The sequence below is a fragment of the Robertmurraya sp. DFI.2.37 genome (assembly GCF_029211245.1).
Taxonomy (GTDB): Bacteria; Bacillota; Bacilli; order Bacillales; family Cytobacillaceae; genus Robertmurraya; species Robertmurraya methanolica_A.
In genome coordinates, this window is sequence record NZ_JARGEJ010000046.1 from 13,628 (window position 1) to 37,693 (window position 24,066).

Sequence of the window (24,066 nt, forward strand, 5' to 3'; positions counted from 1 at the left end):
AATATGTACAAATTTGCTTTCATTTTACATACTAGTCTTGAGGTGTGACTGCTAAACTAAAGTAGACTGTTTTCGCCGGATAAGATGAAACACTTGCTTTCCCAAAAATACCAGAAAAATAACTGTTCTAATCATTGTATGATAGGGTTATTTGAATCATATAACAATGGAGGACAGAATAAAGGTGGATAAATGGGAAGTGTATATGGAAATACAACAGTTGATAAAGCAGGGTTTTAGTAAATTAAAGGTGGCAGAGAAACTAGGGGTATCCAGATCGACTGTATATTGTCATCTGAGGAGAACTTCTACGGAGATGGCACAATGGGTGGATTCCTTACAAACTAGGAGAAAAAAGCTAGATCCTTATAAAGAGTTAATCTTATCTTGGTTGAGACATCATCCTGATATGTCGTCTGCCCAAGTGGAGGACTGGTTAAAGGAAAAGTATAAAAAACTGGAGGTCGGTGAAAGTACGGTAAGAGATTACGTGAGGCGGTTACGTGATAAATATAAAATAGTGAAAGAATCCTCACCTAGAGACTATGAAGCTATTCCAGATTCCCCAATGGGCGAACAAATTCAAGTTGACTTTGGGCATACAAAACAAAGAACACATGATAACAAAGAGATTAAGCTGAATTTTATTGCTTTTGTATTATCGAACTCAAGATATAAATATAAAGAATGGTTGGATAGACCCTTTACAACACAGGATGTTATTCAAGCTCATGAAAATGCGTTTCACTGGTTCAACAGGATTCCAGGAGAACTGGTATATGACCAGGACAACTTGATTGTGGTGAGCGAGAATGGAGGAGATCTAATTCTGACAAAAGAGTTTCAACAATATAAGGAAACAAGGAATTTAACCCTTCGGGTATGTCGGAAAGCTGATCCAGAGAGTAAAGGAAGAATAGAGAATGTCGTAGGTTTTATAAAGCATAATTTCGCTAAACATAGAGTCTTCCGCAATATTGATTCCTGGAATGAGCAAGGTTGGGAATGGTTGAAAGGCGTTTTAAGTGGGCGACTTTTCCCTTAGAAACTTGTCTAAAACATTATACAAAATATAAACTAGATTGGTTATTTGCCAATTGATCAAGAAGATGTGAAATTTTTTTCAACTGATTGACATGCGATATGAGAAGCGAAGTACTATCTTAACCAACGAACGTAAACTTTAAGGCGTGGGATGAAGTATTTCAGGAGCCGAAGCTAGCAAATGCCATCTTAGATCGCATCCTACACCATGCGAAGGTTGTGACAATGCTGGGAGAATCTTACCTTTTAAAGGATCATTTAGCGCGAGAAAACGAGTGATTTTGTACAATTTTAAACGAGTGAAAATGTGCATATTTGTGTTGTCATTTATAGTGTTAAAATAAATTTTGGTTTGCCAACCAAATTTATCTAGCTAGGAGGGACCTTTGTGTCGTCTTACGTTAACAGTTTTGTACATACAACATGCAATTGTATGTCTTTGCCAAGGAATAGTAGTCGGAGGTTTCTACGTTATACAGTGGGAAGAAATAAGCATAAATACAAGAATATATAAGAAATCAGCTATAAGTCAAAGAATTCAATACCCAATGGGTCTTTCTTTCACCGTTCACAAGGAAACTCCAAAAATTCGGTTCTCAAAAGAAAGCGAAAGACGCTTTAAACGACGAGTTCTTAAACTGATTTCTAAAAGGAAGTTGGTAGCTATGATGGATAGAAGGATTGAGAGATTAAATCAGTAGTTAATAGTACCATCTGCTGGATGAAACACCCTTCGGTCCAAGAAACTGGAGGCCTGGATAAGAAGAAGGTTATGAATGATTAGTTGAAAGGAAGGGGCTAATGCAAGGAAGACATACTGACGAGCCGTTAAAATCCCAAACTTGCATAAGATCCTTGACGGCAAATAATGATCAAACTCAAGAACTAAAGAATCTCTATTTAGTAAATAAAATATAATACGTTGAAATTAGTTAGAATTGCAGTATTCGGAATAGTACGTATTGTGGTGTGTGAGGTCAGAGGTTCATCGTCTCCACCTAACTAATTTTTATATTAATGATCAAGAAGTTAAACCTTACACTTTGGTGCTTTTTTAGGTTCAAATTAATTCTTTAACAATATTTCGTTTGTTAAGACAATAACTAGTACATATACTTAAGCCTATTTTTCTTCTGGTAATTTGGGTGATAGAAGAGCAATGATTTGATTAAAAGAGAGTCGTGAGTGTGTTAATATAGATGCGAGAGACACAGTATAAAAAAATCTCACAAAAGGGTTTGATAACCATTTCGTTACTATTGGTTTCCAAGTATATTTGTACGATCTGTCGTAGAAAAAGGATGACCAAATCTAAATGTATACTTAAATTAGAAATGCTCGCTATCATTTAGGAAATATGTCAAAGTGAGCATTGAGCTAGTAACCATAGTTTAAAAAGTATGGAAATTTACAGCTACTTGAAATAAAGAACAAGAGGGTGGAACGTTTATGTCAAATAATTTAATTTTCCAATTTGGATTGGCTCTGATGGTTTTATTATTTTCTACTTTAGGGGCGTGGTATGAAGGAAGCGAGGTATTAGAACGTAATTCAGAGTGGGAATACTCTACACCTTTTACACATCTGTTTTATGGGGAAGTCAATGATTCTAATGATATATCAAGGCTTGATCACTTTGTCTATGCTGCTAAATTTAAACCAATAAATCCTATTCTCATGCTAGTAAGTAGTATATATTTGTTAACACTACTTGCGTATGTCTTTTTTAAACAAAATAGAAAATGGTTTTCAAGGTTTATAATTACTCTAGGAATATTACTCTCTTTATTTTCAATAGCACTATATAGTTCTCCAACAATCGGTGCACGAGTGATTTTTTACGTTTCTTTATCAATTGGTATTTTGTATATAGTGATAGCTGTGATATTTTATGTTTTACAGAAAAATAAAGATATTCAAGAGTCTTAATCTCCGAGTTAAAATGTAGAGATCGTACCCTAGGGAGTTTGCTCCTTTTGGATAATAGTTAGATAGACGATAACTTCCTCCCTGAAAAATGCTTTTGTGCGCGTGATTTAAAATGATCAACTAAATGTGCCTACTAAACTAAAGTAGACAGTTTTCACCGGATTGGTGATTCTTTATTGTAAAAATATAAAAATCATCTAAATAATGGTAAATCTAAACAACTATTAATGTTTACTAGAAAAGAAATAGATTATAAAGAATAATTGAAAGTATTTCAGAATATCGAGAACAGCAGATAACAAAGTCACTGGCATGTGCCGACCCTTCGTTGCTTAGATGCAGAAAGCAAGGAAGCGGAATCAGCGACAACCCATGCTGCACTGCCCAAGACTTCGGTCCGGCACTACCTGAGCCTCGGATAGGAGCTATCTAAGGCTCGGTCATTTTGGCACAGGATGGAGTAACCGAGCTAACCTATACGATCATGGTTACAAGGCTGGCCTCCGACAATGTGCAGTTAAGTAGTTTGGAAATTAACGAAGGTGTGTTGTCCCCTGCGTTTGAACCTTCAATTTATTCCTACTTTGCAGAGGTATCTCATGATATAACGGCAGTGAGCATTACTCCTGTAGTCGATGATAAAAATGCTAAACTGCTTATCAATGGGCAGTTGCAAGCAAGTGGTTCTCCGATCCAGATATCATTAGGGGCCGGAAACACGAACGTGCAAATTAAGGTTGTAGCTGAGGACGGGATTCACTCATCGAACTACATGCTTTCGATTCAGAGGGAAGCAAGTAGCAATGCTGCACTGGAAGATTTAATACTCAGCGATGGAAAGTTGTCGCCGGCTTTTACTGCAGATCAACACACTTACAATGCCACCGTACCTTATTCAGTTTCACAGATAAGGGTATCAGCATTAACTCATGAACCGAATGCTACTTTGAGAATCAATGGCAACATCGTTTTAAGTGGTGAACCTACTGACCCTATCAAACTAAAGGTTGGCAGCAATGTAATTACGATTGAAGTGACGGCACAAGACGGGGTCACTATGCAGGAATATCAGATCAACATCACCAGATCGAAGATACCAACGAACAATAGTGGTGGGGGAGAAAATAAAGAGGATGATGAAAAACTAGATGATCTTACAGAAGTATATGTAGATAACATGAACGTCAACCGAGTTGTAAATAGCAAGATAACGACGGAAAATGGAAAAAGTCGAGTTTTAAATAAAGTCGATACGACTGCATTGAAGTCATCCCTCGAGCAAGTTGGGGACTCTCCAGTTATACGCGTTCAAACAAACCAAAATGTAGAAGAAGTGACAGTAACTTTGATGGGAGATGCCGTGAAGGTCCTGGAGAGCAAAAATGCTTTGCTACACATCGAGACAGCGAACGGAAGCTACAAGCTGCCTGCTTCAGAAATCTCCATTGAACAAGTATCCGAACAATTCGGGAATTCTGCTGTTGAGGAAATCGAGATTAATATGACCATCGCAAAAGGAGATACGGATAAGCTTGAGAAGCTAGGAAAAGTTGCTCAACAAAAAGGCTTTGTTGTTCAGGCGGCACCGGTTGAATTCACGATTACGGCTTTTTATGACGGAAAACAGTTGAAAGTAAACAAATTCAGCCGCTTTATTCAACGCGAAATACCGATTAAGAAAAATACTAATTCTAAAAGTATGACAACTGCTGTCGTCATAGAGGAAGATGGACAATTGCGGCATGTTCCAGCATACAAGGCGGTTAATGGTGATGTGGAGGTTGCTGTGATTCAGAGCATTACTAACAGTACCTATACAGTAATAGAAAACTTCGTTCAATTCGCTGATGTTAAAGGACACTGGAGCGAAATACCGGTTAACGACCTAGCTTCCAGACTGATCGTGAGCGGTATGGGTCCCGATCGTTTCCGACCAACTGTCTCCACTACACGAGCTGAGTTTACGGCAATTATTGTGTGGGCACTTGGTCTTGCTACTGATACGCAACGTACTGTGTTCAAGGATATAAATCCGAATAAATGGTATGCGGGTGTAGTTACTGCAGCAAATGATTATGGCATTATTCATGGCTATGGAGACGGTTCATTCTGACCATCGAAAACCATTACTCGCGAAGAAGCAATGGTCCTGATCACAAGAGTGATGCGATTGATAGGATGGGGAGCACCGTAGTGGATCCGGAAGACATATTGTCAGCTTTTGCCGATGGTGAAATGGTTCAGTTGTGGGCTAAAGAGAAAGTCGCTACAGCGATTCATAACGGATTGGTCCTAGGTTTTAATGGAGAACTTCGTCCCCTTCTGCTGCCATCACCAGAGCGGAAACAATTGCTATAGTTCACCGGCTGCTGATTAAGGCAGGGTTAATCGAGGGTTAATTCTTATAGATGAACTTATAACAAAAAGGGCAACCCTATAAAGTTGAAGAGGGTGTCCTTTTTGTTATGCTCTCCAAATTCGAAGGACTGTACTATTATTCAACGTTACTTATATACCGAAGTATTGCGATGTGTGGAGGATAAAAGATGTAGAATAAGTATTTTAACTTGATCTCTTTTTGTCATTGTTTAGAAGAAAAAGAGGCAAAGCAAAATCTACCCCAAAATACTTTGGCAAAAGGTTTAGATAAATAATGTGTAACGGTTTTTTAGTATTTAGAGAAACTCCCCAAAACAAGTTCAAATATTCAGGGTAATTTTCAATGACTTTTGGCGGACCATCACGGTTTCTATTAACCATTCCTTTGTAGTTCGTTTTAATGATTCAAGTTATGATGAAGCATCGAGTAGGTTTCCCTTTTAAATGAAGGGAGCATAAATGTAATAGGGGGAAAAGGTGATCGTAAGTTAAGATGGATCCAACTAATGGAGAGAGAGTTTCGCTATTAGCGAATACTTCATGGCATATTTATTAGTATTCTTTTCGCAATGATTAGAAGCTCTGTGATATAAAACGGTGTCTTATGGTTTTTCATGTGAGCTAAGAGGTTTACGTAGTACAGTTAGATCCTACGTAAACCTGAAACTGGCCACATGACTAAAGAAATGGGGGTTAGCGATTCCCCCTATTCAATTCGATACAGATGGTTATTTAACGATAAATTTACTCATTTCATTTCTAAGTTCATTGGCCACATTGTTTAGTAGCTCTGCAGAAGAGGCAATCTCTTCATTAGAAGCTGACTGTTCTTCAACAGATGATGCCACATTTTGGAAGCTAGATGATACCTGTTCTGTACCGTTAGTGATGACTCCAATGATTTCTTTTGTTAAGCTTTATCATTTACTTCTAATGACCTATTGTTGGCCTGTTTTGATTGATCACTGATTTGATGAACATATTCTACAATATGGTTAAAGGCGTCACCGCTTTTATTCATCATATTTGTACCTTCTGTAACAACCGTTGTACCATTTTTAATGGAATTTACCGCATTTACGGTTCTTTTTAAATTTCCGTTATCGGCTTACTAATGCTACCAGCAGATTCTCCGGACTCTTCTACCAATTTTCGAACTTCATTAAATGTCCAATTTCATCTTTAGAAAACTTTTTGATAATTATAACTCTGGCTGGGGAATTCCCCCAGCCAGTTTATATAGCTTTTGTTACAGCAGAATACACGATTACGAATCCTTCCCCTTAAACCGCAATGCACGGCTAATCGTTGTTGGCACAACGGAAGCGTGATTCTCGCCTGAAGCAATAAATAATTCCTTTGAAAGAGTGGGTAATTTTTTAAAAAAGGCATGAGCATCCTCAACCATGAATCCCTCGTGTTCACCTACAGCGATGAATAATTTTTGCAACTCAGCCGGGTCTGCCTTTTGTAAATAATCATATAGTTCCTTTCCGTTCCACCAAATCGACGGGCTTATCGCGAGGTAAGTTTGAAAATCATGGCAGTGCGTTAAATAGCACCAAATTGTATAGTATCCTGCTAACGAATGGCCAAATAGGATCTGCTTATTTGTATCTACAGCCAATTTCTTTTCGATCAAAGGTTTTAGCTCTTCTTTCATAAATTTTTGGAAGAGTGGTGCACCGCCGTAGTTGGCAAGGTTCATATTATTTTCTTTCGTATGCTTAGGAAAACTATAGTGCTTCGCTGGAGCGGTGAATTCATAGAATCTTCGCTGTCTCATCTCTTGTTCATCATGGCAAATGCCTACGACGATGCTGGGCTCAACCTTTGTTTTGACTGAATTTGTGGACTGCAGCTTGATCGCGTATTTCACAAACTCAAAATAGGATTGTCCGTCTAACACGTAGATAATTGGAAACCCAGTCTTTGGTGGCGCTTCATTAGGGATGTATACTTCAATGGTATATTCATAATTGGTAAACTTCGAATTGTAACGAAACTGTCTATCTCTGCTTTGCAATGCTGCTTGTCTCCTTTGCAACAAAATTAATCATTCCTTCGCTATCATACAATTCTCTTAATTGTTTTCCCATGTAGAAAAAATATAAAAGTGAATGAAAGGTTCTGAAAAAAATCCATATTAAATCAAAGACTATATGGATAAAACATTTGTAATAAAAGAAATTATAATAAAATTGGAAATTAATTTACATAAAAAAATCCATTCTTTCATACGCAAATATCTATTCATTTCCCTAATATGGTTTGATAGGATGGTATCAGTAATGAGAATCAATATCAATTAATTGTGGAGGGAAATATATGAATAAGTGTTGGAAACTTGGGGTGGCCATGTTGTTGACTTTTTCTTTGGCTGCTTGTAATACATCAGAAGAGAGCAATTCGGCAGAGAAGGAAGAACCAGTTGAAACGGAAACGAAAGCTGAGGTAGAGGAAGCGAAGGAAATTAATATCAACTATTTGGGGACAGAGTATACATTCCCAAACCCCGTTGAGAATATTGTTGCTGCCAGCTTTGAATCAATGGAGGATTCGGTTGCACTCGGAATCAAGCCAGTTGGTGTATTAGAAGTAGGAGGGAAGATTCCTGAGTATTTAAGTGAGCTTGAAGGAGCGGCATTGATAGGAGATAAAAGAGCTCCGAGTGCAGAGGCGATTCTTTCTTTAGATCCTGATGCGATCATTGGTACTTCGAAGTGGGGCGAGGATGTGATGACACAAATGAATAAATTAGCTACTACTCTCCCATACTCTCACATCTCAGCCAACTGGAAAGATAATCTCTTGGCGCTAGCGGCACTAACGAACAAAACTGCGGAAGCGGAACAACTGATTGCTGATTATGAGCAAAAAGTGGCAGATACAAAAGAAAAGATTGCCAACTCGGATGTGAGTAATAAAGCTGTGTTGATGATTCGTATTCGTGCAGGACAAATGTATGTCTATCCGGAGAATGTCTATTTTAACCCGATACTTTATCAGGATTTAGGGTTAACGGTTCCGGATGTTGTAGCAAAAGCAGAAGCACAGGCAGAAATATCATTAGAGACCTTATCGGATGTTGATCCAGATATTATTTTCTTGCAATTTGAAGAGACTGAAAACGCGGACGCTCCGAAAGCGTTGGATGAATTGCAAAATAATGCGATCTTTAAAAGCTTAAAAGCGGTGCAAAGTGGGGAAGTATACGTGAATACGATCGCCCCATTAGCTGAGGGTGGTACAGCGTGGTCAAAGACTAGATTTCTAGATGTATTGGAAGAAAATTTATTGAAATAAGGGCAGCTGCAAAATTGGAAGCGAGCATTGACTTCGCTTCCAATCTGCACGTTAGAAGATAGGTGCAAAAGAGTGAATCAGACAGCAAAAATTCGCAATATGATAATGCTTATAACCCCGTTATTGATTATCGTCATGATCATTATTTCTGTTTCATATGGAACAAAAGAAATAGGAATTGAAACAATTTGGCAGGCGTTGCTTCATTTCGATGAAGGCAATGTCGATCACCAAATCATTCGTACGAGTAGAATTCCTCGAGCAATTGCGGTTCTTTTCGTGGGTGCATTTTTAGCTGTTGCTGGAGCGATTATGCAGGGGATTACGCGTAATTACCTCGCTTCTCCTTCAATAATGGGCGTGAACGATGGTTCTGCTTTTATGATTACGTTGGCGCTGGTCATGGCGCCTGGGCTGGGAAATTACGAAATGATGTTTCTATCCATTGTAGGCTCAGCTTTAGGAGCAGGATTAGTATTTGGCTTTGGAGCAGCTATTAAAAATGGTCTCTCACCTGTACGGCTCGCGATTATTGGCACAGTTATTGGGACTTTTTTAAGCAGCGTCGCTTCAGCAGTGGCCATGTATTTTCAAGTTTCACAAACCGTAGCTGCTTGGTATAACACAAAAATTCATATTATCGACGTCGATATGCTGCTTCTTTCGGTGCCATTTGGGTTAGTCGGCGTGTTAATCGCTCTTTTTTGTGCACAGGCCATTACAGTAGCTTCATTAGGGGAAGATATCGCAGTAGGGCTTGGGCAAAAAACGAAGCTTATTCGTTATTTGTCTATGTTTTCTGTCGTCCTTTTAACGGGGACGGCAGTGGCGCTCGTTGGGAAAATTGCCTTTGTAGGACTTGTTATTCCGCATATTGTCAGATTTTTAGTCGGCGTAGACTACCGTTCTATCATTCCTTGCTCGCTCCTAGTCGGTGCTTTTTTCCTTAGTTTATGTGATTTAGTTAGTCGTTTTATTAATTTTCCATTTGAAACACCAATTGGGGTTGTAACTGCCTTTATCGGAATTCCATTCTTTCTTTATTTAATTCGCTCCCGTGGAGGTGATAGGCATGCCTAAACCAAAGCAGGGTCGATTCATTTTTACAATTATCGTCACTCTTATCATTATTTTTCTCGGATTTTACTTGCATGTCACCAATGGCATGTTTGATATGAGCCTCATCGAGGTAATAAACACACTGATTGGTATAGAGGATAATGAAAAATTTAGACTTGTCATTTTTGAACTGCGTCTTCCGCGCATTATCATTGCGATCTTAGTCGGTATTGGTTTAGCCTTAGCAGGCTGTGTTCTTCAAGGGATTACGAAAAACGACCTTGCCGACCCTGGAATTCTTGGGATTAATGCTGGGGCCGGGGCAGCGGTAGTCTTTTTCATGTTCTTCTTCCAATTTCAGGCGGTTCGTACAGACGGATCAGAATGGCTCAATATCATGATGATGCCAATATTTGGATTGGTCGGTGGAACGATAGCAGCGGCAATTATTTTTGTCCTATCCTATAAAAATGGCCGTCTAGATGTACAACGTCTCCTCTTAACAGGGATTGCTATTAATAGTGGGTTCGGAGCATTATCCTTATATCTCTCATTAAAAATGAACGAGAAAGATTTTGAATCTGCCGCACTTTGGCAGGCTGGTGCTATTTATAATGCAAATTGGATTTTTATTGTGTCGATGTTGCCGTGGATTATTATTCTTGGAATCTATATTTATAGAAAATCGTATTTACTCGACTATTTTCAACTAGAGGATAATACGGTTGTCAGTTTAGGAATTCGTTTGGAGAGGGAAAAAGTGCTTCTTCTGCTGGCTAGTGTAGGATTGGTGAGCGCTTGTGTCTCAGTTTCAGGGAGCATTGGTTTTATTGGGCTAATGGCTCCTCATATTGCACGGCAATTAGTGGGGATTAAACATCGCCTTGTTGTCCCCGTTAGTGCATTAACTGGCGCAGCCCTTCTCGTTTTCTCTGATTTTATTGGAAAAACATTATTCGCACCGTCAGAGTTAGCCGTTGGGATCGTGGTGTCGATTATTGGAATTCCCTATTTCTTATATTTACTAGTAAAAGCCCGGTAAAGGAGGGAGATGGAATGCTGACTGCCTTTCGGCTCGAGGAATTAACGGCGGGATATGAACGAAATATCATTTTTGAAAATTTAAATGCCTCTATTGAATATGGCAAAATCACCACAATCATCGGTCCTAATGGTTGTGGCAAATCAACGCTTCTTAAAACAATGGGGCGGATATTGAAAAAGGAGAAGGGACATGTATACCTTCAAGAGCAGGATATGCAGGCACTTTCAACGAAGGAGATTGCTAAGCGACTGGCGGTTTTATCGCAATCTCCTCAGGCACCACCTCAGTTAACTGTGAGGGAATTAGTTTCATATGGCCGCTACCCTCATCGAAAAAATGTGAATCGCTTATCAAAGCAAGATAGGGACATGATTGATTGGGCAATGGCAGTGACGCAAACAGCAGAGTTCGAAGCGCGTGAATTAGCTCAGCTATCAGGTGGGCAAAGACAGCGAGTATGGCTGGCAATGGCATTAGCTCAAAAAACAGAGATTCTTTTGCTTGATGAACCTACGACATATTTAGATATGGCCCATCAAATTGAAGTGTTGAAAATAGTCAAGAAATTGAATGAAGAGCACGGCTGCACGATTGTGATGGTGTTGCATGATATCAATCAGGCTTCTCGTTTTTCGGATACGATCATTGCTATGAGGAACGGAGAGGTATTAGCTACTGGTGCGCCAAAACAGATTATGACACCGCCGGTTTTAAAGTCTGTTTTTCAAATTAACGCTACTATTATTGAGGATGCAGGGATCCCAATTTGTATCTCTTACGATGTATTATCCTAGAAGGTTGGAAAGGAGAATGGACATGTCCTTATGTATTGGCTTAACACTATCGCCAACATGGTTGAACGGGGATGGATGGAGGCGAGCTGATAGTAATATTGAACAGCTGTTTTCAAGTCAATATTATCTTGAACTGGCGAAGAGGGCAGAAGCAGCAAAGCTTGATTTTGTGTTTAAACCAGATAGCCTTTTTTTAAATAAAGAAATTGTTAATAAAACACCAGGGCATACATGTTTAGACCCCGTTGTCATGTTAACGGCTATTGCAAGAGAGACAGAGAAAATTGGTCTCGTTGCAACAATGTCCACAACATTTAGTGAGCCGTTTACGGTTGCCAGACAGCTTCAATCACTAAATTGGATTAGTGAGGGGCGGGTCGGCTGGAATATTGTTACTTCTATTGAAGGAAGTGAAAACTTCGGACAAACTGTAATGCCTTCTTCAAAAGAAAGATATGAACGAGCACTAGAGTTTACGGAAGTAGTTCGTAAGCTTTGGGACAGCTACCCGAATGAGGCATTGACTATGAATCGAACGTCCGGACAATTTACCAATCATGAAATCATTTCTCCTGTATACCATAAGGGTAAATTTTATGATGTAGCAGGTCCATTAAATGTCCCTGCTTTTGGTTCAGAGTCCATTCCGTTGTTTCAAGCAGGTGCTTCCGATTTAGGGAGAAGCTTTGCTTCCTTTGTGGCAGATGCTTGCTTTGTCGCTGCACCGGATATGGACTCGGCGCTTGAATTAAGACGTGATTTACAAAGAAGAGCTCATGAACATGGACGTGATTCAAGGGCGATTCGTGTGTTGCCAGGTATGCATTTCTTTTTAGGTGAGACACGTGAGGAGGCGCAGCAACTTTATCAAGATACTTATGCCCATTTAACGTATGAGCAAAGACTAGCTGCAGTTCAGCGTATTTTAGGTGTCGATCTTCGTCATCTTTCCCTCCAATCTCGCGTCACTGCTAAAGACATTCCTGAAGTGATGGAGAACGTCCGCAGCCGAACGCATGCAGATTTATTAAGACGAATCATCATCAATGAGGAACCAACCCTTCAAGCTTTGCTTTCTAAACCTGAAGTCATTGGCTCGGCTCACTGGGTCGTCATCGGAACACCTGCTGATGCGGTTGAAGAAATAATAAAATGGTATCGGCATGGTGCACTTGATGGTATCATTGCCTTGCCGGGAGGGGCTGTGCAATCCTTGCACTTGTTTTTTGAAAAAGTAGTTCCTCTTTTAGTTGATAAAGGACTTTTTAAACAAGAATATCATGGCGATACGTTAAAAGCTCATCTGCAGAATAAATAGAGGGAAACGCTTTGTTTCCCTCTACTGACGAATGGAAGCTCCCGGTGATTTGAACGGTTATTGTGCAAATTTCATAATTTCTTGTGAAGTTTCGTGCGGCTTTTTGACCATAGAGGTGTGACTGGAATCAGTAATAATGCGAAATGTGACAATGCTCAAGCTTCTATATCGATGAATATCCTTTTTTAAACCTTCCTCACCTGCCATTCTATCTCGTTCGCCAAAAAGAACAAGAGTGAGGATGTTCAATGGTTGTGACCGAATATCAGGGGGTGTTTGACTGTAAGTAGTTTCCAATCAAGTAACGAACCAATGCAAAGGCTTGTTTAAACCAATAAATTCTAAATGATGAAAGTCAAAATTAGGAGCGTTTAAAGATCAACAATGGTGGAGCCATATGGGAGGGAGCATTTTTGTTGGCCGAATCATTAAGATGATCATAGGCAGTGAATTACGATAAAAAATGAGTTCGGGACAGGACCGAACTCATTTTATGTATCTGATGAAAAACTTTATCACACTGAATTTAGGGGTGTGTTTAGACCTAATAATATAAAACATTTACTTTATTACATTTGATACATTGCTCATAATAAGGATTGCTTTTACTAAAATGATGGTCACAATTTTGCTGAATCTCTTTTAAACGTTTCTCTAATAAAGCAAGATGGCTTTTTAGTTGATTAATCTCTGCTTCCATTTTTTCAACCTTCATCCAAATAACCTCCTAAGATAGTTACTGGTATATGTTACCGCCAGATTGCTTAAATTCTTCAGACTTTTCCTTCATGCCTAATGCAATCGCTTCCTGTGGATCAAGTTTGTTCTTTTTTGCATAGTTGCGAATGTCTTGAGAGATTCTCATACTGCAAAATTTAGGTCCGCACATTGAACAGAAATGGGCCGTCTTTGCTCCTTCAGCAGGTAATGTTTCATCATGATAGTCAAGTGCCCGTTCAGGATCTAAAGATAAATTAAATTGATCCCTCCAGCGGAATTCAAAGCGTGCTTTTGATAAGGCATCATCTCTTTTTTGTGCGCCTGGATGTCCTTTTGCTAAATCAGCAGCGTGTGCGGCAATTTTATATGTAACCACTCCTACACGGACATCATCTCGATTTGGTAATCCTAAATGTTCTTTAGGTGTTACATAACAAAGCATGGCAGTTCCATACCAACCGATCATGGCAGCTCCAATGGCAGAGGTAATGTGATCATAACCAGGAGCAATATCCGTCGTAAGAGGTCCAAGTGTGTAGAAAGGAGCTTCTTGGCAGACTTCCAGTTGTTTATCCATATTTTCTTTAATGAGATGCATCGGTACATGCCCTGGTCCCTCGACCATCACCTGCACATCATGCTCCCATGCTATTTTCGTTAGCTCTCCAAGAGTCTCTAATTCTGCAAACTGTGCCTCATCATTCGCATCTGCAATAGATCCAGGACGTAAACCATCTCCTAAAGAGAATGCAACATCATAGGACTTCATGATTTCACAAATTTCTTCAAAGTGCGTATATAAAAAGTTTTCTTTGTGGTGGTGCAGACACCATTGTGCCATGATGGAGCCACCGCGAGATACAATCCCTGTTAAACGTTTTGCTGTTAGCGGGACATAGCGCAAAAGAACACCAGCATGAATTGTGAAGTAATCAACGCCTTGCTCAGCTTGTTCAATTAAGGTATCGCGGTAAATCTCCCAAGTGAGATCTTCAGCAACGCCATTTACCTTCTCAAGTGCTTGATAAATAGGGACAGTCCCGACAGGAACAGGTGAGTTACGGATAATCCACTCTCGCGTTTTATGAATATTTTTACCGGTTGATAAATCCATAATAGTATCAGCGCCCCAGCGTGTCGCCCAGGTCATTTTTTCAACTTCTTCTTCAATGGAGGATGAAACAGCAGAATTGCCGATATTTGCATTGATTTTTACATGAAAGTTACGTCCAATTATCATCGGCTCTGATTCTGGATGATTGATATTAGAAGGAATAATCGCTCGCCCCTTTGCAATTTCATCACGAACGAATTCAGGCTTCATATTCTCCCTAATAGCGATAAATTCCATTTCAGGGGTGATAATTCCTTTTCTCGCATAATGAAGCTGTGTAATATTTTTCCCCTTTTTGGCTCGTAACGGTTTCCGTTTTAAACCGGGGAATACGTTATGATTCGTGCGAGGATCGTCTTCATCCTTATAACCATTATCCTCAGGCCTGATTTCCCGACCATCGTATTCCTCAACATCCCCCCGTTCTTGAATCCAAGGACGGCGGAGGGGAGGAAGACCTATTGTAATATCGACAGCATAATGGGGGTCTGTATAAGGTCCACTCGTGTCATATACACGTACTGGAGGATTTTCCTCGTCTCCAAACGTGCCGGTTGTCGGGCTTAACTGGATTTCACGCATGGGGACGTTAATGTCAGGTCTGGATCCTTTTACATAGACCTTTTTGCTCCCGGAAAAATTGGACATGATGGCAATGTTTTGTTCATTTAATGAAGATGTTGACATAATAAATCTCTCCTTTTTTTGGATATAAGGACAAGAAATAGAACACAACAAGTGGAAAGCTAATGAAGTACATAAGAAAGCCGGGTCCAATAATGGTTGGACCCGGCTAATATGTATACAGAAGTAGTATAACGATAATGATGCTTCTAACTTCCCCACGCTGGTATGAACCAGATCAGGTCCCAAGAGTCAAGAAACTTCATCGCGTTTCTTTCTCAGCCCAACTCATTGGACTCCCCTAGTTATTTCGTATTCAATTTGAGTCTAGTATACATGACTCTTCACAAAAATAAAAGGAAAATTTAGAAAATAAGCTTGGACTTGTTTAATTGAAAATGGTTGGATTTTTCATCGAGGCCACTTACAAGGAAAGACAGCGGAACCCGAATCCCTGCATAGTTTGTTTGGATCGATAGGGGAGCAAGGCCAAGTGTGGTCAAATGGAATTCCATCGGAATAAAAGGTTCATGGGAACATGTTCGCGTCAAATCGAGATTTGGACAAAAGGTACGTGGGCAAGATTCATAGAGTCCGAATAGAATCCCAATCCGGACAGAAATCTTTTGGGCCGGCGCAATAGAGCCCGAATCCAACCCAGATTCGGACAATAGTCAAGCGCTTCCTGTAAATAGAGTCCAAATAGAAACCAGGTTTGAACAAAAAACCTTGCATGTGTCACTCTTACCGGCTAAGTAACCTTCTTGCTTGTGCTCAGGCTCCCGTTCGTCGGTTTCCTTGTTTGTGAAAGAACGAACTGATCCAGCACCAGCTCCCGCTCTCACTATTACTTTTGATGTGTTTTTCTATATTGGCTGGGGGAAGTTCCTGTTAAACTTTTAAAAACCCTACTGAAATAAAAATTATCTTGATATCCGACTGCTTCAGAAATTTCCGAGACAGTCAGTTCACTAATGGTGAGCAATTCCTTTGCTTTGGAGATTCGGTATCTCGTTAAATATTGGATCGGAGTTAAGCCTGTAATCTTTTCAAAGAGGTAAGCGATTCTTCTGCGATCAATCTCGAACATGTCGGCCACTTCACTAATGCTGACTTCTTGCTCATAGTGCGTGTGGAAATAATCTAGTATTTTTGTTACTTGCTGTACGGTAAAATTGTATTGGCTGTTTCTTGCCCCGTTTAAGATCGATTGAAGTAAATTCATGAACAGAACCTTTAATTCAAACTGCGAGAAATAATCAGGATTCATATTTTTGCTCAATAATTGTTGAACAACCGCTAAAATTTCCTCCATATTATCAATTTCGATTGAGAAGTGCTTGTTGGCGAAGGTACTAAATTTACCCTCAGCATCGATTAAATGATAGTGAATGACCACGTATGTCCAATTATTTTCAAAGGTTTTGATTTCAATATCCATTCCTGCTCCAGCATGAACGATCGTATTTTTATTAATATGGTAGGGAACGCCATTTAAGGAAAAGCGAGCTTCACCTTCGAGCGGAATAACCAGTCCGCAAGTTTGTGAATCTGTTTTTCGATTCGTATCTATTTTTCCGGCAGGTAATGTACTTTTAAAAGCGTTTCTAAATTGAATCGAGGAGGTTGCAAAATACTCGATTAACTCATTTGTTTTAATAGACAATGCAGTCACCCTTTTTACACTTGAATGAAAATGATTATCATTATTGGTTATTATAACATAGTAACGGATACTAAAAAGAGTTAGTTTGATTATCCCAGAAAATCAGTGAATTTGGATGAAACATGAGGGTTTGTTTGAAAGAAATACTATAGTGAAATTCCTGCCATATTTATTATAAATAAAATTGAAAGATTCGGATCAATTAGAAATAAAAAAACTGTTGACGCTTTCAAGTTAGGATCATATAATGTAGACAAATCTAATAACAAATTAGACATGTGACTGGTAATGCAGGCAGGATCTAAAATTGGCAAATCATTGTTATTTGCTGTTTTAGGTCCTGCCTTTTTGCGTCTTCAGCCATGAAATATCATCATTTTTTTTGTAAAAGGAGGAAGAGGGATGGACTACAAACAGACAGCAACCGCAGTGTTAAAGAATGTCGGTGGAAAAGAAAACGTTTCCCACTTCGAACACTGTTCAACAAGATTGCGTTTTTCCCTAATTGATAGTAGCAAGGCAAATGTAGAAAAGCTAGAAGAAGTTCCAGGGGTAATCGCCGTTAAAATGAATGCCCAATGCCAAGTTGTGATAGGGAACGAAGTAGTAGAAGTGTACGATGAAGTAATAAAACTATTAGGACCAAACATCGGACATAACGAAGCTGCAGATCAGCCGAAGCAGAAGCAAAAAATAGGAAGTGTGATATTAGACTTTATCGTGGGTGTGTTTCAGCCGTTAGTTCCAGCGATTGCTGGTGGAGGAGTATTAAAGTCATTATTATTACTACTATCTGTATTAGGTTTAATAGATTCAAGTGGACAAACCTATACGATTTTAAATTTAATTGGGGATGCGCCATTATATTTTCTTCCATTATTAGTTGCGGTAACGACTGCAAATAAATTAAAGGTCAATCCACTTGTTGCCCTATCAGCTGTAGGTGCATTAATCCTGCCTAGCATGTCAGCATTGCTAGGAGAGGGTGCTCAGTTATTCAGTCTTGATATTAAAAATATTGCCTATTCATATCAAGTATTTCCGGCTATTTTAACGGTACTATTATACGCACAGATTGAAAAATGGTTTACAAAAGTGTCGCCAAAGCCAATTCGAATCTTTTTTGTACCAATGATGTCACTTTTAATCACGGTACCGATTTCCTTATTAATATTAGGACCTATCGGTTTTACACTTGGACAAGGGTTTACGACAGTTATTCTTGCGATATTTGATAAAGTAGGCTGGATTGCTGTAGCGCTTTTAGCGACTGTTCTGCCACTTATGGTCGCAACAGGGATGCACAAGGCGATGGTACCATATGCAGTAACAACCATGAGCGAGCTTGGCAAGGAGGTTCTTTATTTACCAGCCTCACTTGCACATAATATTTCAGAAAGTGGAGCTTGTTTTGCAGTTGCATTAAGAACGAAAGATAAGACGCTAAAGTCAACAGCAATATCTGCTGGTATTTCAGCTCTATTCGGAATCACCGAGCCAGCATTATATGGTGTGACGCTTCAAAATAAAAAGGTCCTTGGCAGTGTGATGATTGGTTCCTTTTTTGGTGCTATATTTATTGGTATTGCTGGTGTACAGGCATTTGTTACCGTTGGGCCAGGACTAGCCAGCTTATCGATGTTTATTTCCGAGGAATTGCCAAAGAATATCATCAACGCAATCATCGGTTTGGTCATTTCCTTTGTAGTGGCCTTTGTTGCCGCATTTATCTTAGGGAAAGACCAAAAGGGGAAAAAGGAACAACATGAAGTGAAAGAAGCTGTAAAGATAGAGGAAGAATTTAAAAGCCCAATTGTTGGCCAAATGATTCCTTTATCTGATGTGAAGGATGAAGTATTTTCTTCTAAAGTAATGGGGGATGGAGTAGCGGTTATTCCGTCAGTAGGAGAATTATACGCACCTGTCGATGGTAAAATTGAAATGATTTTCGATACAAATCATGCATTAGGATTGTCAGCGGGGAATGGGGCGCAAATTTTGTTCCATGTTGGAATCGATACTGTCCGCTTGGCAGGAGCATATTTCGAACCTCAAGTGAAGGTTGGAGATGAAGTAAAAGCGGGAGATTTGTTATTGAAGTTCAATCTTGAAAAGATTATAGAAGAAGGGTATGACCCTGTAACCATTGCAGTAGTGACGAATAAGGATGATTACTCAATCCATGTTGCGGATTTAAAACAAGTTGATCGAAAAGATACATTAATGGTTGTGTCATTGTTAGAAAAATAGTGAAAAGGAGAATGGACATTATGACTAAAGGATTTCCAAAGAATTTTTTATGGGGCGGCGCATTAGCAGCGAATCAAGTAGAAGGTGCATGGAATGTAGATGGTAAAGGGTTATCCGTCGCTGATGTGGCAGTTTATAAATCAAACTTAAAGTTAGATGATTATGAAGGCCACGTGGCTATTTCTTCTAAAATGATAGAAAAAGCGGCAGCAGATCCGGATGATAAACACTATCCGAAACGCAGAGGGATTGATTTCTACCATCATTATAAAGAGGATTTGGCTCTGTTTGCCGAAATGGGCTTTAAAACTTTGCGAGTTTCAATTGCATGGAGTCGGATCTTTCCTACTGGAGAAGAATTAGAACCGAATGAACTTGGTTTACAGTTTTACGATAATCTGTTTACGGAAATGAAAAGATTGGGGATCGAACCAATTGTTACCCTTTCCCATTATGAAATGCCACTTGCATTAAGCCTGAAATATAATGGTTGGGTTGAAAGAAAAGTAATCGATGATTTTGTTCGGTTTAGTAATGTATGTTTTAATCGTTATAAGGATCTTGTGAAATATTGGCTCACATTTAATGAAATTGATAGTATCAATCGTCATCCTTTTACAACTGCAGGAATTATCCCTGACCGTTGTCCAGAAGGGAAAGAAGAAGAGCTGATTTATCAGGCGCTTCACCACCAATTTGTGGCATCGGCCTTGGTAACAAGAGATTGCCATAAAATCATTGAAGGCAGTCAAGTAGGATGTATGCTAACAAAACTAACTACGTACCCGAATACATGTAATCCTCAGGATGTTGAATTGACTCTTAAAAAGAATCTTCATAATTATTTTTATTCTGATGTTCAAGTTTTCGGAGAGTACCCAGTATTAATTGAGAAAATGTTTGAGCGTAAAAATATCAAAATTAAAATGGAACCAACGGATAGAGACATTCTAAAAAATAACACGGTTGATTTCATCTCGTTCAGTTATTATATGTCATTGACTGAATCGGCAAAAGATGGAATGGAACGAACAGCTGGTAATACCATAATGGGTGTTAAAAATCCCTATTTACCTTCTACGGATTGGGGCTGGCAAATTGACCCAGTGGGCTTAAAGATTTCACTAATCGAATTATATGACCGCTATAAGAAGCCTTTGATCATTGTAGAAAATGGTATGGGAGCAAAGGATGTAGTAGAAAGCGATGGTTCGATCCATGACGATTATAGAATTAATTACTTCCGAGAACACTTCAAACAAATGAAAGAAGCTGTAGAAGAAGGGGTAGAGCTCTTTGGTTATACAAGCTGGGGGCCAATTGATTTAATTAGTGCAGGGACATCACAAATGTCTAAGAGATACGGCTTCATTTACGTAGATCAGGATGATGAAGGAAATGGTACGCTAAAACGTAGCAAAAAAGACTCCTTTTACTGGTACAAAAAAGTGATTGAAAGTAATGGTGAATATTTAGATTAACGAATTGATTTTTCTTATGGTAGGTGAACACGGTGATTAGAATTAAAAAAGTCCTGAATTCAAGCGTAATATTGGTAGAAAATGAACAGAAACAAGAATACATTCTTTTCGGCAAAGGAATAGGCTATGGACAAAAGGCTGGTAGTACGATAGAAGAAAAAAAGGCTGATCAGATGTTCATACCTGTTGAAAATGTTAAAGTGAAAGAGTTTCTTGGTTTATTGGATGCGATCCCGCCTGTATTTATAGAGCTAACTCAACAAATTGTCAATTATTCAGAAAAAAAACTAGAAGTGAAGCTAAATGCGGGTATCTACTTTACGTTAATGGATCACTTGAATTTTGCCGTGGAACGATATAAAAAGAATATCAACATCACTAACCGCGTTTATTGGGAAATTAAAAATTATTATGCGGAAGAGTTTGAAATCGGTGTTTTTGCCTTGAAGTTAATGAATGAAAAGCTCGGGATTGAAATGCCAATCGAAGAAGCAGCAAATATTGCTTTCCATTTGGTGAATGCCCAAGGAGAAAAAGAAGAATCTAAAGATGCAATGAAGGCAGCCAAGATGATCGGAAGTATTGTGAATCTAGTTCGATATACTTTGAATATTAACATCGAAGAAAAAAACATCCATTACACTCGGTTTATAACCCATGTTCGATTTTTTGTAGAGCGTTTCTTTGCTGATAACATGCTTGAGGATAAAGACAACGTCCTTTTTGAGCAGATTTCCAGTCTATATCCTCACGCCATGGATGGTGCGTTTAAAATTAAAGAATATATTAAACAAGTATATGAGAAAACAGTGCCTAATGAGGAACTGACCTATCTTGCTGTTCATATTCACAGATTAATTTCTTATAATCAGCTTAACTAAATGAATACCGATGCGGAACATGAATGTTTAACGCCCTTCAGGTATGATCGGAGGATAGCTCTGCAATCAAAAACAGCCACTTGCTCTATATAGGATAGCAAGTGGCTGTATCTATTTAAAGATGCTCCAAATGTTCAATGGCGCGAATTACGTCATTTTCGCTGTACATTCCCATTAACTGAAGCGACTCTTTTGGGTTAATGGCATGATTCGCGATAAGCATTTTAGCTCGTTCTTGATTCTCAGTTATACCTAAATCTTTAAAATTAACAGGGAAGTCAAGGGTTCGATAAAAAGGAATCAGTTCCCCTACTTCTTCAACTCGGTTTTCGAGAATTAATTGGACTAAGATACCGTAGGCAACCTTTTGTCCATGAAGAATGCTATGAGTTTCGTTTACAAAGCTAAGTCCATTATGAATGGCGTGTGCTCCTGCCATTCTACCATAACGTCCCCCATATCCACCTACTGTGCCTGCTAAAGTGATGACGGCTTCGATAACCTTTATAAATGAAGGCGAAAGGGTACTCGTTTCTAAACTCTGAATCGCCGTTGGACTCTCTTTCAATAAAATCTCTTTAATGAAGGAAGAGTGCTGTAAGCTTGTATGAATCATAATGGAAAAGTCATCATTGCTCATATTGTTTCGAATGAGTGCTTCAGCTTCATACCATTTTGCTAATGTATCGCCAATGCCGCTTTTAAAGTAATCAACTGGAGAGCAAAGTAAGAATAAAGGGTCGACTAATGTTACATAACTAGAACGCTTATGATAATCAACTCTTGTAAAGGCTCCTTCATCATCATAAATGACGCTTAAAGGAGTGCTTGCAGCACATGTGCCAATAACAGTAGGAATCGTCATCACTTCAATGTTTAGCTTGTCAGCGACTGATTTAGCGGTATCGATGATCACCCCGCCACCAATTCCAATAATCATATCCGCATGACTAGCACGTTCAGACAAGCTTTGAATGGCAGTATCAGAACTATATCCATGATATTGAATGGTCTCCACATGAGATGGTAAAGATGTATAATTTTTAAACGCCCGATAGGATTTATCCCCTGTAATAACAACAGGAGATTGAAAATTCTTTAAGAACAAAGAAATATCTTTCAAAACCCCTTCTTTACAAATATATTGATTAGGTCCACTTCTAACTATGTCTTCTGGTTGCATTCGTTTTCGTCTCCTTTTCGATGTGATAAATAATAAAAACCTAAATTGAGCAGCATGAAGTTACTGCCCAATTTAGGTCTTGCCTGCATTACCAGTCACACGCCTAAAAAATTTTAATATATGAGTATTTTAACAATAATCTGCTAATTGTTAAAGGGGGGATTAAAGGTTGGTAATAAGGAATAAGAAAGGGAAACTTATTCTTATGCAAACTTGCGCCATAAACTCACCTTCTTATGTTGAAGAAAAAGAAAAAAGTTAGTTGGTGGTCGATGAAGTGATTGAGAACCACATATCCAAGCCATGGATGCTGAGCGGATTGAGATGACATTTACTCTTAACTATCAATGGATAAACCTTAAACGAGCTCATTTGTTTATTGATTGGGATAGTTTTTCCACCTTCGCTCAGCATTTCAATATATGAGATCTAAGAAGAAAAATAATCTTTTAACATAATATTGTTTTTCACAACATCCTCAAGCGTATAGCGATCCAACTCTTTTAAAAATTGGTCTAAAGCGTTTTGAAAAATATGCTTTAGTGAGCATACGGGCGTAATGACGCATTGACTATTTTTACGATCAAAACATTCAACAATATGAAAATCTTCTTCTGTCTGGCGAACTAGCTTGCCAACATTTATTTCGGAGGGGGACTTTGCTAGTCGAACGCCTCCGCCTCTACCGCGAATGGTCTCTATATATCCCATTTTTCCTAAATGATGAATGATCTTCATTAGATGATTTTTTGAAATAGAAAATGCTTCTGCGATTTCGGTGATTTTTATTAGTTTCTCGCGATCCTTTGTGCCTAAATAAATGAGAACCCTAAAAGAATAGTCTGAGTAACTAGTTAAACGCATTATCTTTTCTCCTCACGTTATTTCCTTTTGTTAATAGTTTTGTAAGATGTCTTTGTTGATTTTCTCAGGGATCTTCGTTTCACATGAAACAAAATGATTTAACAAAGCCTTGTTTATAGAATATATGACTGGCTACAAAATTCAAATTGTAAACATAAAAGATGTATTTAAAATATTGCTTTAAGACGTATTTAAATCTATGATAAAAGATGTATTTGAAATATTTCTTAAATAGAAAAGGAGTAGTTTCATCATGTTATCTCAAAAAACGATCGATATTATTAACTCAACTTTCGCAGACCAAATCAGGCAGGTAAGCCCTAATATAACCGGGTAAACCTGTAACCCATTGTGATAGTTGATTTTTAAGTAATTGCTGTGTTTGTTTATTCGTTTTCTTCAAGACATC

At 38.7% G+C, this 24,066-nt stretch carries 18 protein-coding genes, 1 pseudogene and 1 riboswitch; of the genes and pseudogenes, 13 read left to right on the forward strand and 6 right to left on the reverse strand.

What is annotated here, in order from left to right; all coding sequences use genetic code 11:
- Positions 1 to 205: 205 nt before the first annotated feature.
- The 5 genes and pseudogenes from PZE06_RS19300 (at position 206) to PZE06_RS19320 (ending at position 5,331) form a co-directional block, all read left to right on the forward strand.
- Positions 206 to 1,045 (forward strand): helix-turn-helix domain-containing protein, encoded by an 840-nt coding sequence (locus PZE06_RS19300; protein ID WP_369011856.1) that lies wholly within the window; start codon positions 206 to 208, stop codon positions 1,043 to 1,045.
- Positions 1,042 to 1,323 (forward strand): annotated as a pseudogene (locus PZE06_RS19305) (ATP-binding protein); the annotation flags it as partial. The gene PZE06_RS19300 and the pseudogene PZE06_RS19305, both read left to right, overlap by 4 nt.
- 1,170 nt (positions 1,324 to 2,493) lie before the next feature.
- Complete coding sequence (locus PZE06_RS19310; protein WP_212934106.1) at positions 2,494 to 2,973, forward strand: YjdJ family protein; 480 nt, start codon at positions 2,494 to 2,496, stop codon at positions 2,971 to 2,973.
- 445 nt (positions 2,974 to 3,418) lie between these two features.
- Positions 3,419 to 5,086, forward strand: coding sequence for a cadherin-like beta sandwich domain-containing protein (locus PZE06_RS19315; RefSeq protein ID WP_275791926.1), 1,668 nt, complete (start codon positions 3,419 to 3,421; stop codon positions 5,084 to 5,086).
- Between the two features lie 80 nt (positions 5,087 to 5,166).
- On the forward strand, positions 5,167 to 5,331 hold the full coding sequence (locus tag PZE06_RS19320) for a hypothetical protein (protein ID WP_212934104.1): 165 nt from the start codon (positions 5,167 to 5,169) through the stop codon (positions 5,329 to 5,331).
- A gap of 1,288 nt (positions 5,332 to 6,619) precedes the next feature.
- Here the strand turns inward: PZE06_RS19320 and PZE06_RS19325 are convergent.
- On the reverse strand, positions 6,620 to 7,378 hold the full coding sequence (locus PZE06_RS19325) for an alpha/beta hydrolase (RefSeq protein WP_275791927.1): 759 nt from the start codon (positions 7,376 to 7,378) through the stop codon (positions 6,620 to 6,622).
- A 302-nt stretch (positions 7,379 to 7,680) separates the two neighbouring features.
- Between PZE06_RS19325 and PZE06_RS19330 the strand changes: the two genes are divergently transcribed.
- The 5 genes from PZE06_RS19330 (at position 7,681) to PZE06_RS19350 (ending at position 12,874) form a co-directional block, all read left to right on the forward strand.
- Positions 7,681 to 8,658, forward strand: coding sequence for an ABC transporter substrate-binding protein (locus PZE06_RS19330; RefSeq protein ID WP_212934102.1), 978 nt, complete (start codon positions 7,681 to 7,683; stop codon positions 8,656 to 8,658).
- 72 nt (positions 8,659 to 8,730) lie between these two features.
- Entirely contained in the window at positions 8,731 to 9,738 is a 1,008-nt protein-coding gene (locus PZE06_RS19335; RefSeq protein WP_483314080.1) for a FecCD family ABC transporter permease, read from the forward strand.
- Positions 9,731 to 10,759, forward strand: coding sequence for a FecCD family ABC transporter permease (locus PZE06_RS19340; RefSeq protein ID WP_212934101.1), 1,029 nt, complete (start codon positions 9,731 to 9,733; stop codon positions 10,757 to 10,759). Before PZE06_RS19335 ends, PZE06_RS19340 begins: the two co-directional genes overlap by 8 nt.
- A gap of 14 nt (positions 10,760 to 10,773) precedes the next feature.
- A complete protein-coding gene (locus PZE06_RS19345; protein WP_275791928.1) occupies positions 10,774 to 11,556 on the forward strand; it encodes an ABC transporter ATP-binding protein in 783 nt (260 codons plus the stop codon).
- A gap of 22 nt (positions 11,557 to 11,578) precedes the next feature.
- Positions 11,579 to 12,874: an NtaA/DmoA family FMN-dependent monooxygenase gene (locus tag PZE06_RS19350; protein WP_275791929.1), complete on the forward strand. Its 1,296-nt coding sequence runs from the start codon at positions 11,579 to 11,581 to the stop codon at positions 12,872 to 12,874.
- A 544-nt stretch (positions 12,875 to 13,418) separates the two neighbouring features.
- On the opposite strand, the gene PZE06_RS19355 is transcribed toward PZE06_RS19350, so the two are convergent.
- The 3 genes from PZE06_RS19355 to PZE06_RS19365 form a co-directional block, all read right to left on the reverse strand.
- The gene (locus PZE06_RS19355) at positions 13,419 to 13,589 is read right to left on the reverse strand and encodes a serine protease (protein ID WP_212934099.1); all 171 of its coding nucleotides are present in this window, start codon (positions 13,587 to 13,589) and stop codon (positions 13,419 to 13,421) included.
- 21 nt (positions 13,590 to 13,610) lie between these two features.
- On the reverse strand, positions 13,611 to 15,395 hold the full coding sequence (gene thiC / locus PZE06_RS19360; RefSeq protein WP_275791930.1) for a phosphomethylpyrimidine synthase ThiC: 1,785 nt from the start codon (positions 15,393 to 15,395) through the stop codon (positions 13,611 to 13,613).
- 135 nt (positions 15,396 to 15,530) lie between these two features.
- A riboswitch (TPP riboswitch) is annotated at positions 15,531 to 15,645 on the reverse strand.
- A 534-nt stretch (positions 15,646 to 16,179) separates the two neighbouring features.
- Positions 16,180 to 17,007, reverse strand: coding sequence for an AraC family transcriptional regulator (locus PZE06_RS19365; RefSeq protein WP_275791931.1), 828 nt, complete (start codon positions 17,005 to 17,007; stop codon positions 16,180 to 16,182).
- A 393-nt stretch (positions 17,008 to 17,400) separates the two neighbouring features.
- Here PZE06_RS19365 and PZE06_RS19370 point away from each other — a divergent pair, with 393 nt between their 5' ends.
- The 3 genes from PZE06_RS19370 to PZE06_RS19380 are packed head-to-tail and all read left to right on the forward strand — an operon-like array spanning position 17,401 to position 21,610.
- On the forward strand, positions 17,401 to 19,248 hold the full coding sequence (locus PZE06_RS19370; protein ID WP_275791932.1) for a beta-glucoside-specific PTS transporter subunit IIABC: 1,848 nt from the start codon (positions 17,401 to 17,403) through the stop codon (positions 19,246 to 19,248).
- Between the two features lie 20 nt (positions 19,249 to 19,268).
- Positions 19,269 to 20,729 carry a glycoside hydrolase family 1 protein gene (locus PZE06_RS19375; protein WP_275791933.1) on the forward strand — a complete coding sequence of 487 codons (1,461 nt, stop codon included), beginning with the start codon at positions 19,269 to 19,271 and terminating at the stop codon, positions 20,727 to 20,729.
- A 32-nt stretch (positions 20,730 to 20,761) separates the two neighbouring features.
- Positions 20,762 to 21,610: a PRD domain-containing protein gene (locus PZE06_RS19380; RefSeq protein WP_275791934.1), complete on the forward strand. Its 849-nt coding sequence runs from the start codon at positions 20,762 to 20,764 to the stop codon at positions 21,608 to 21,610.
- A 115-nt stretch (positions 21,611 to 21,725) separates the two neighbouring features.
- On the opposite strand, the gene PZE06_RS19385 is transcribed toward PZE06_RS19380, so the two are convergent.
- Together PZE06_RS19385 and PZE06_RS19390 are read right to left on the reverse strand one after the other, a co-directional pair.
- Positions 21,726 to 22,793 carry an iron-containing alcohol dehydrogenase family protein gene (locus PZE06_RS19385; protein WP_275791935.1) on the reverse strand — a complete coding sequence of 356 codons (1,068 nt, stop codon included), beginning with the start codon at positions 22,791 to 22,793 and terminating at the stop codon, positions 21,726 to 21,728.
- A 429-nt stretch (positions 22,794 to 23,222) separates the two neighbouring features.
- Positions 23,223 to 23,657, reverse strand: coding sequence for an RrF2 family transcriptional regulator (locus PZE06_RS19390; RefSeq protein ID WP_275791936.1), 435 nt, complete (start codon positions 23,655 to 23,657; stop codon positions 23,223 to 23,225).
- Positions 23,658 to 24,066: the final 409 nt, after the last annotated feature.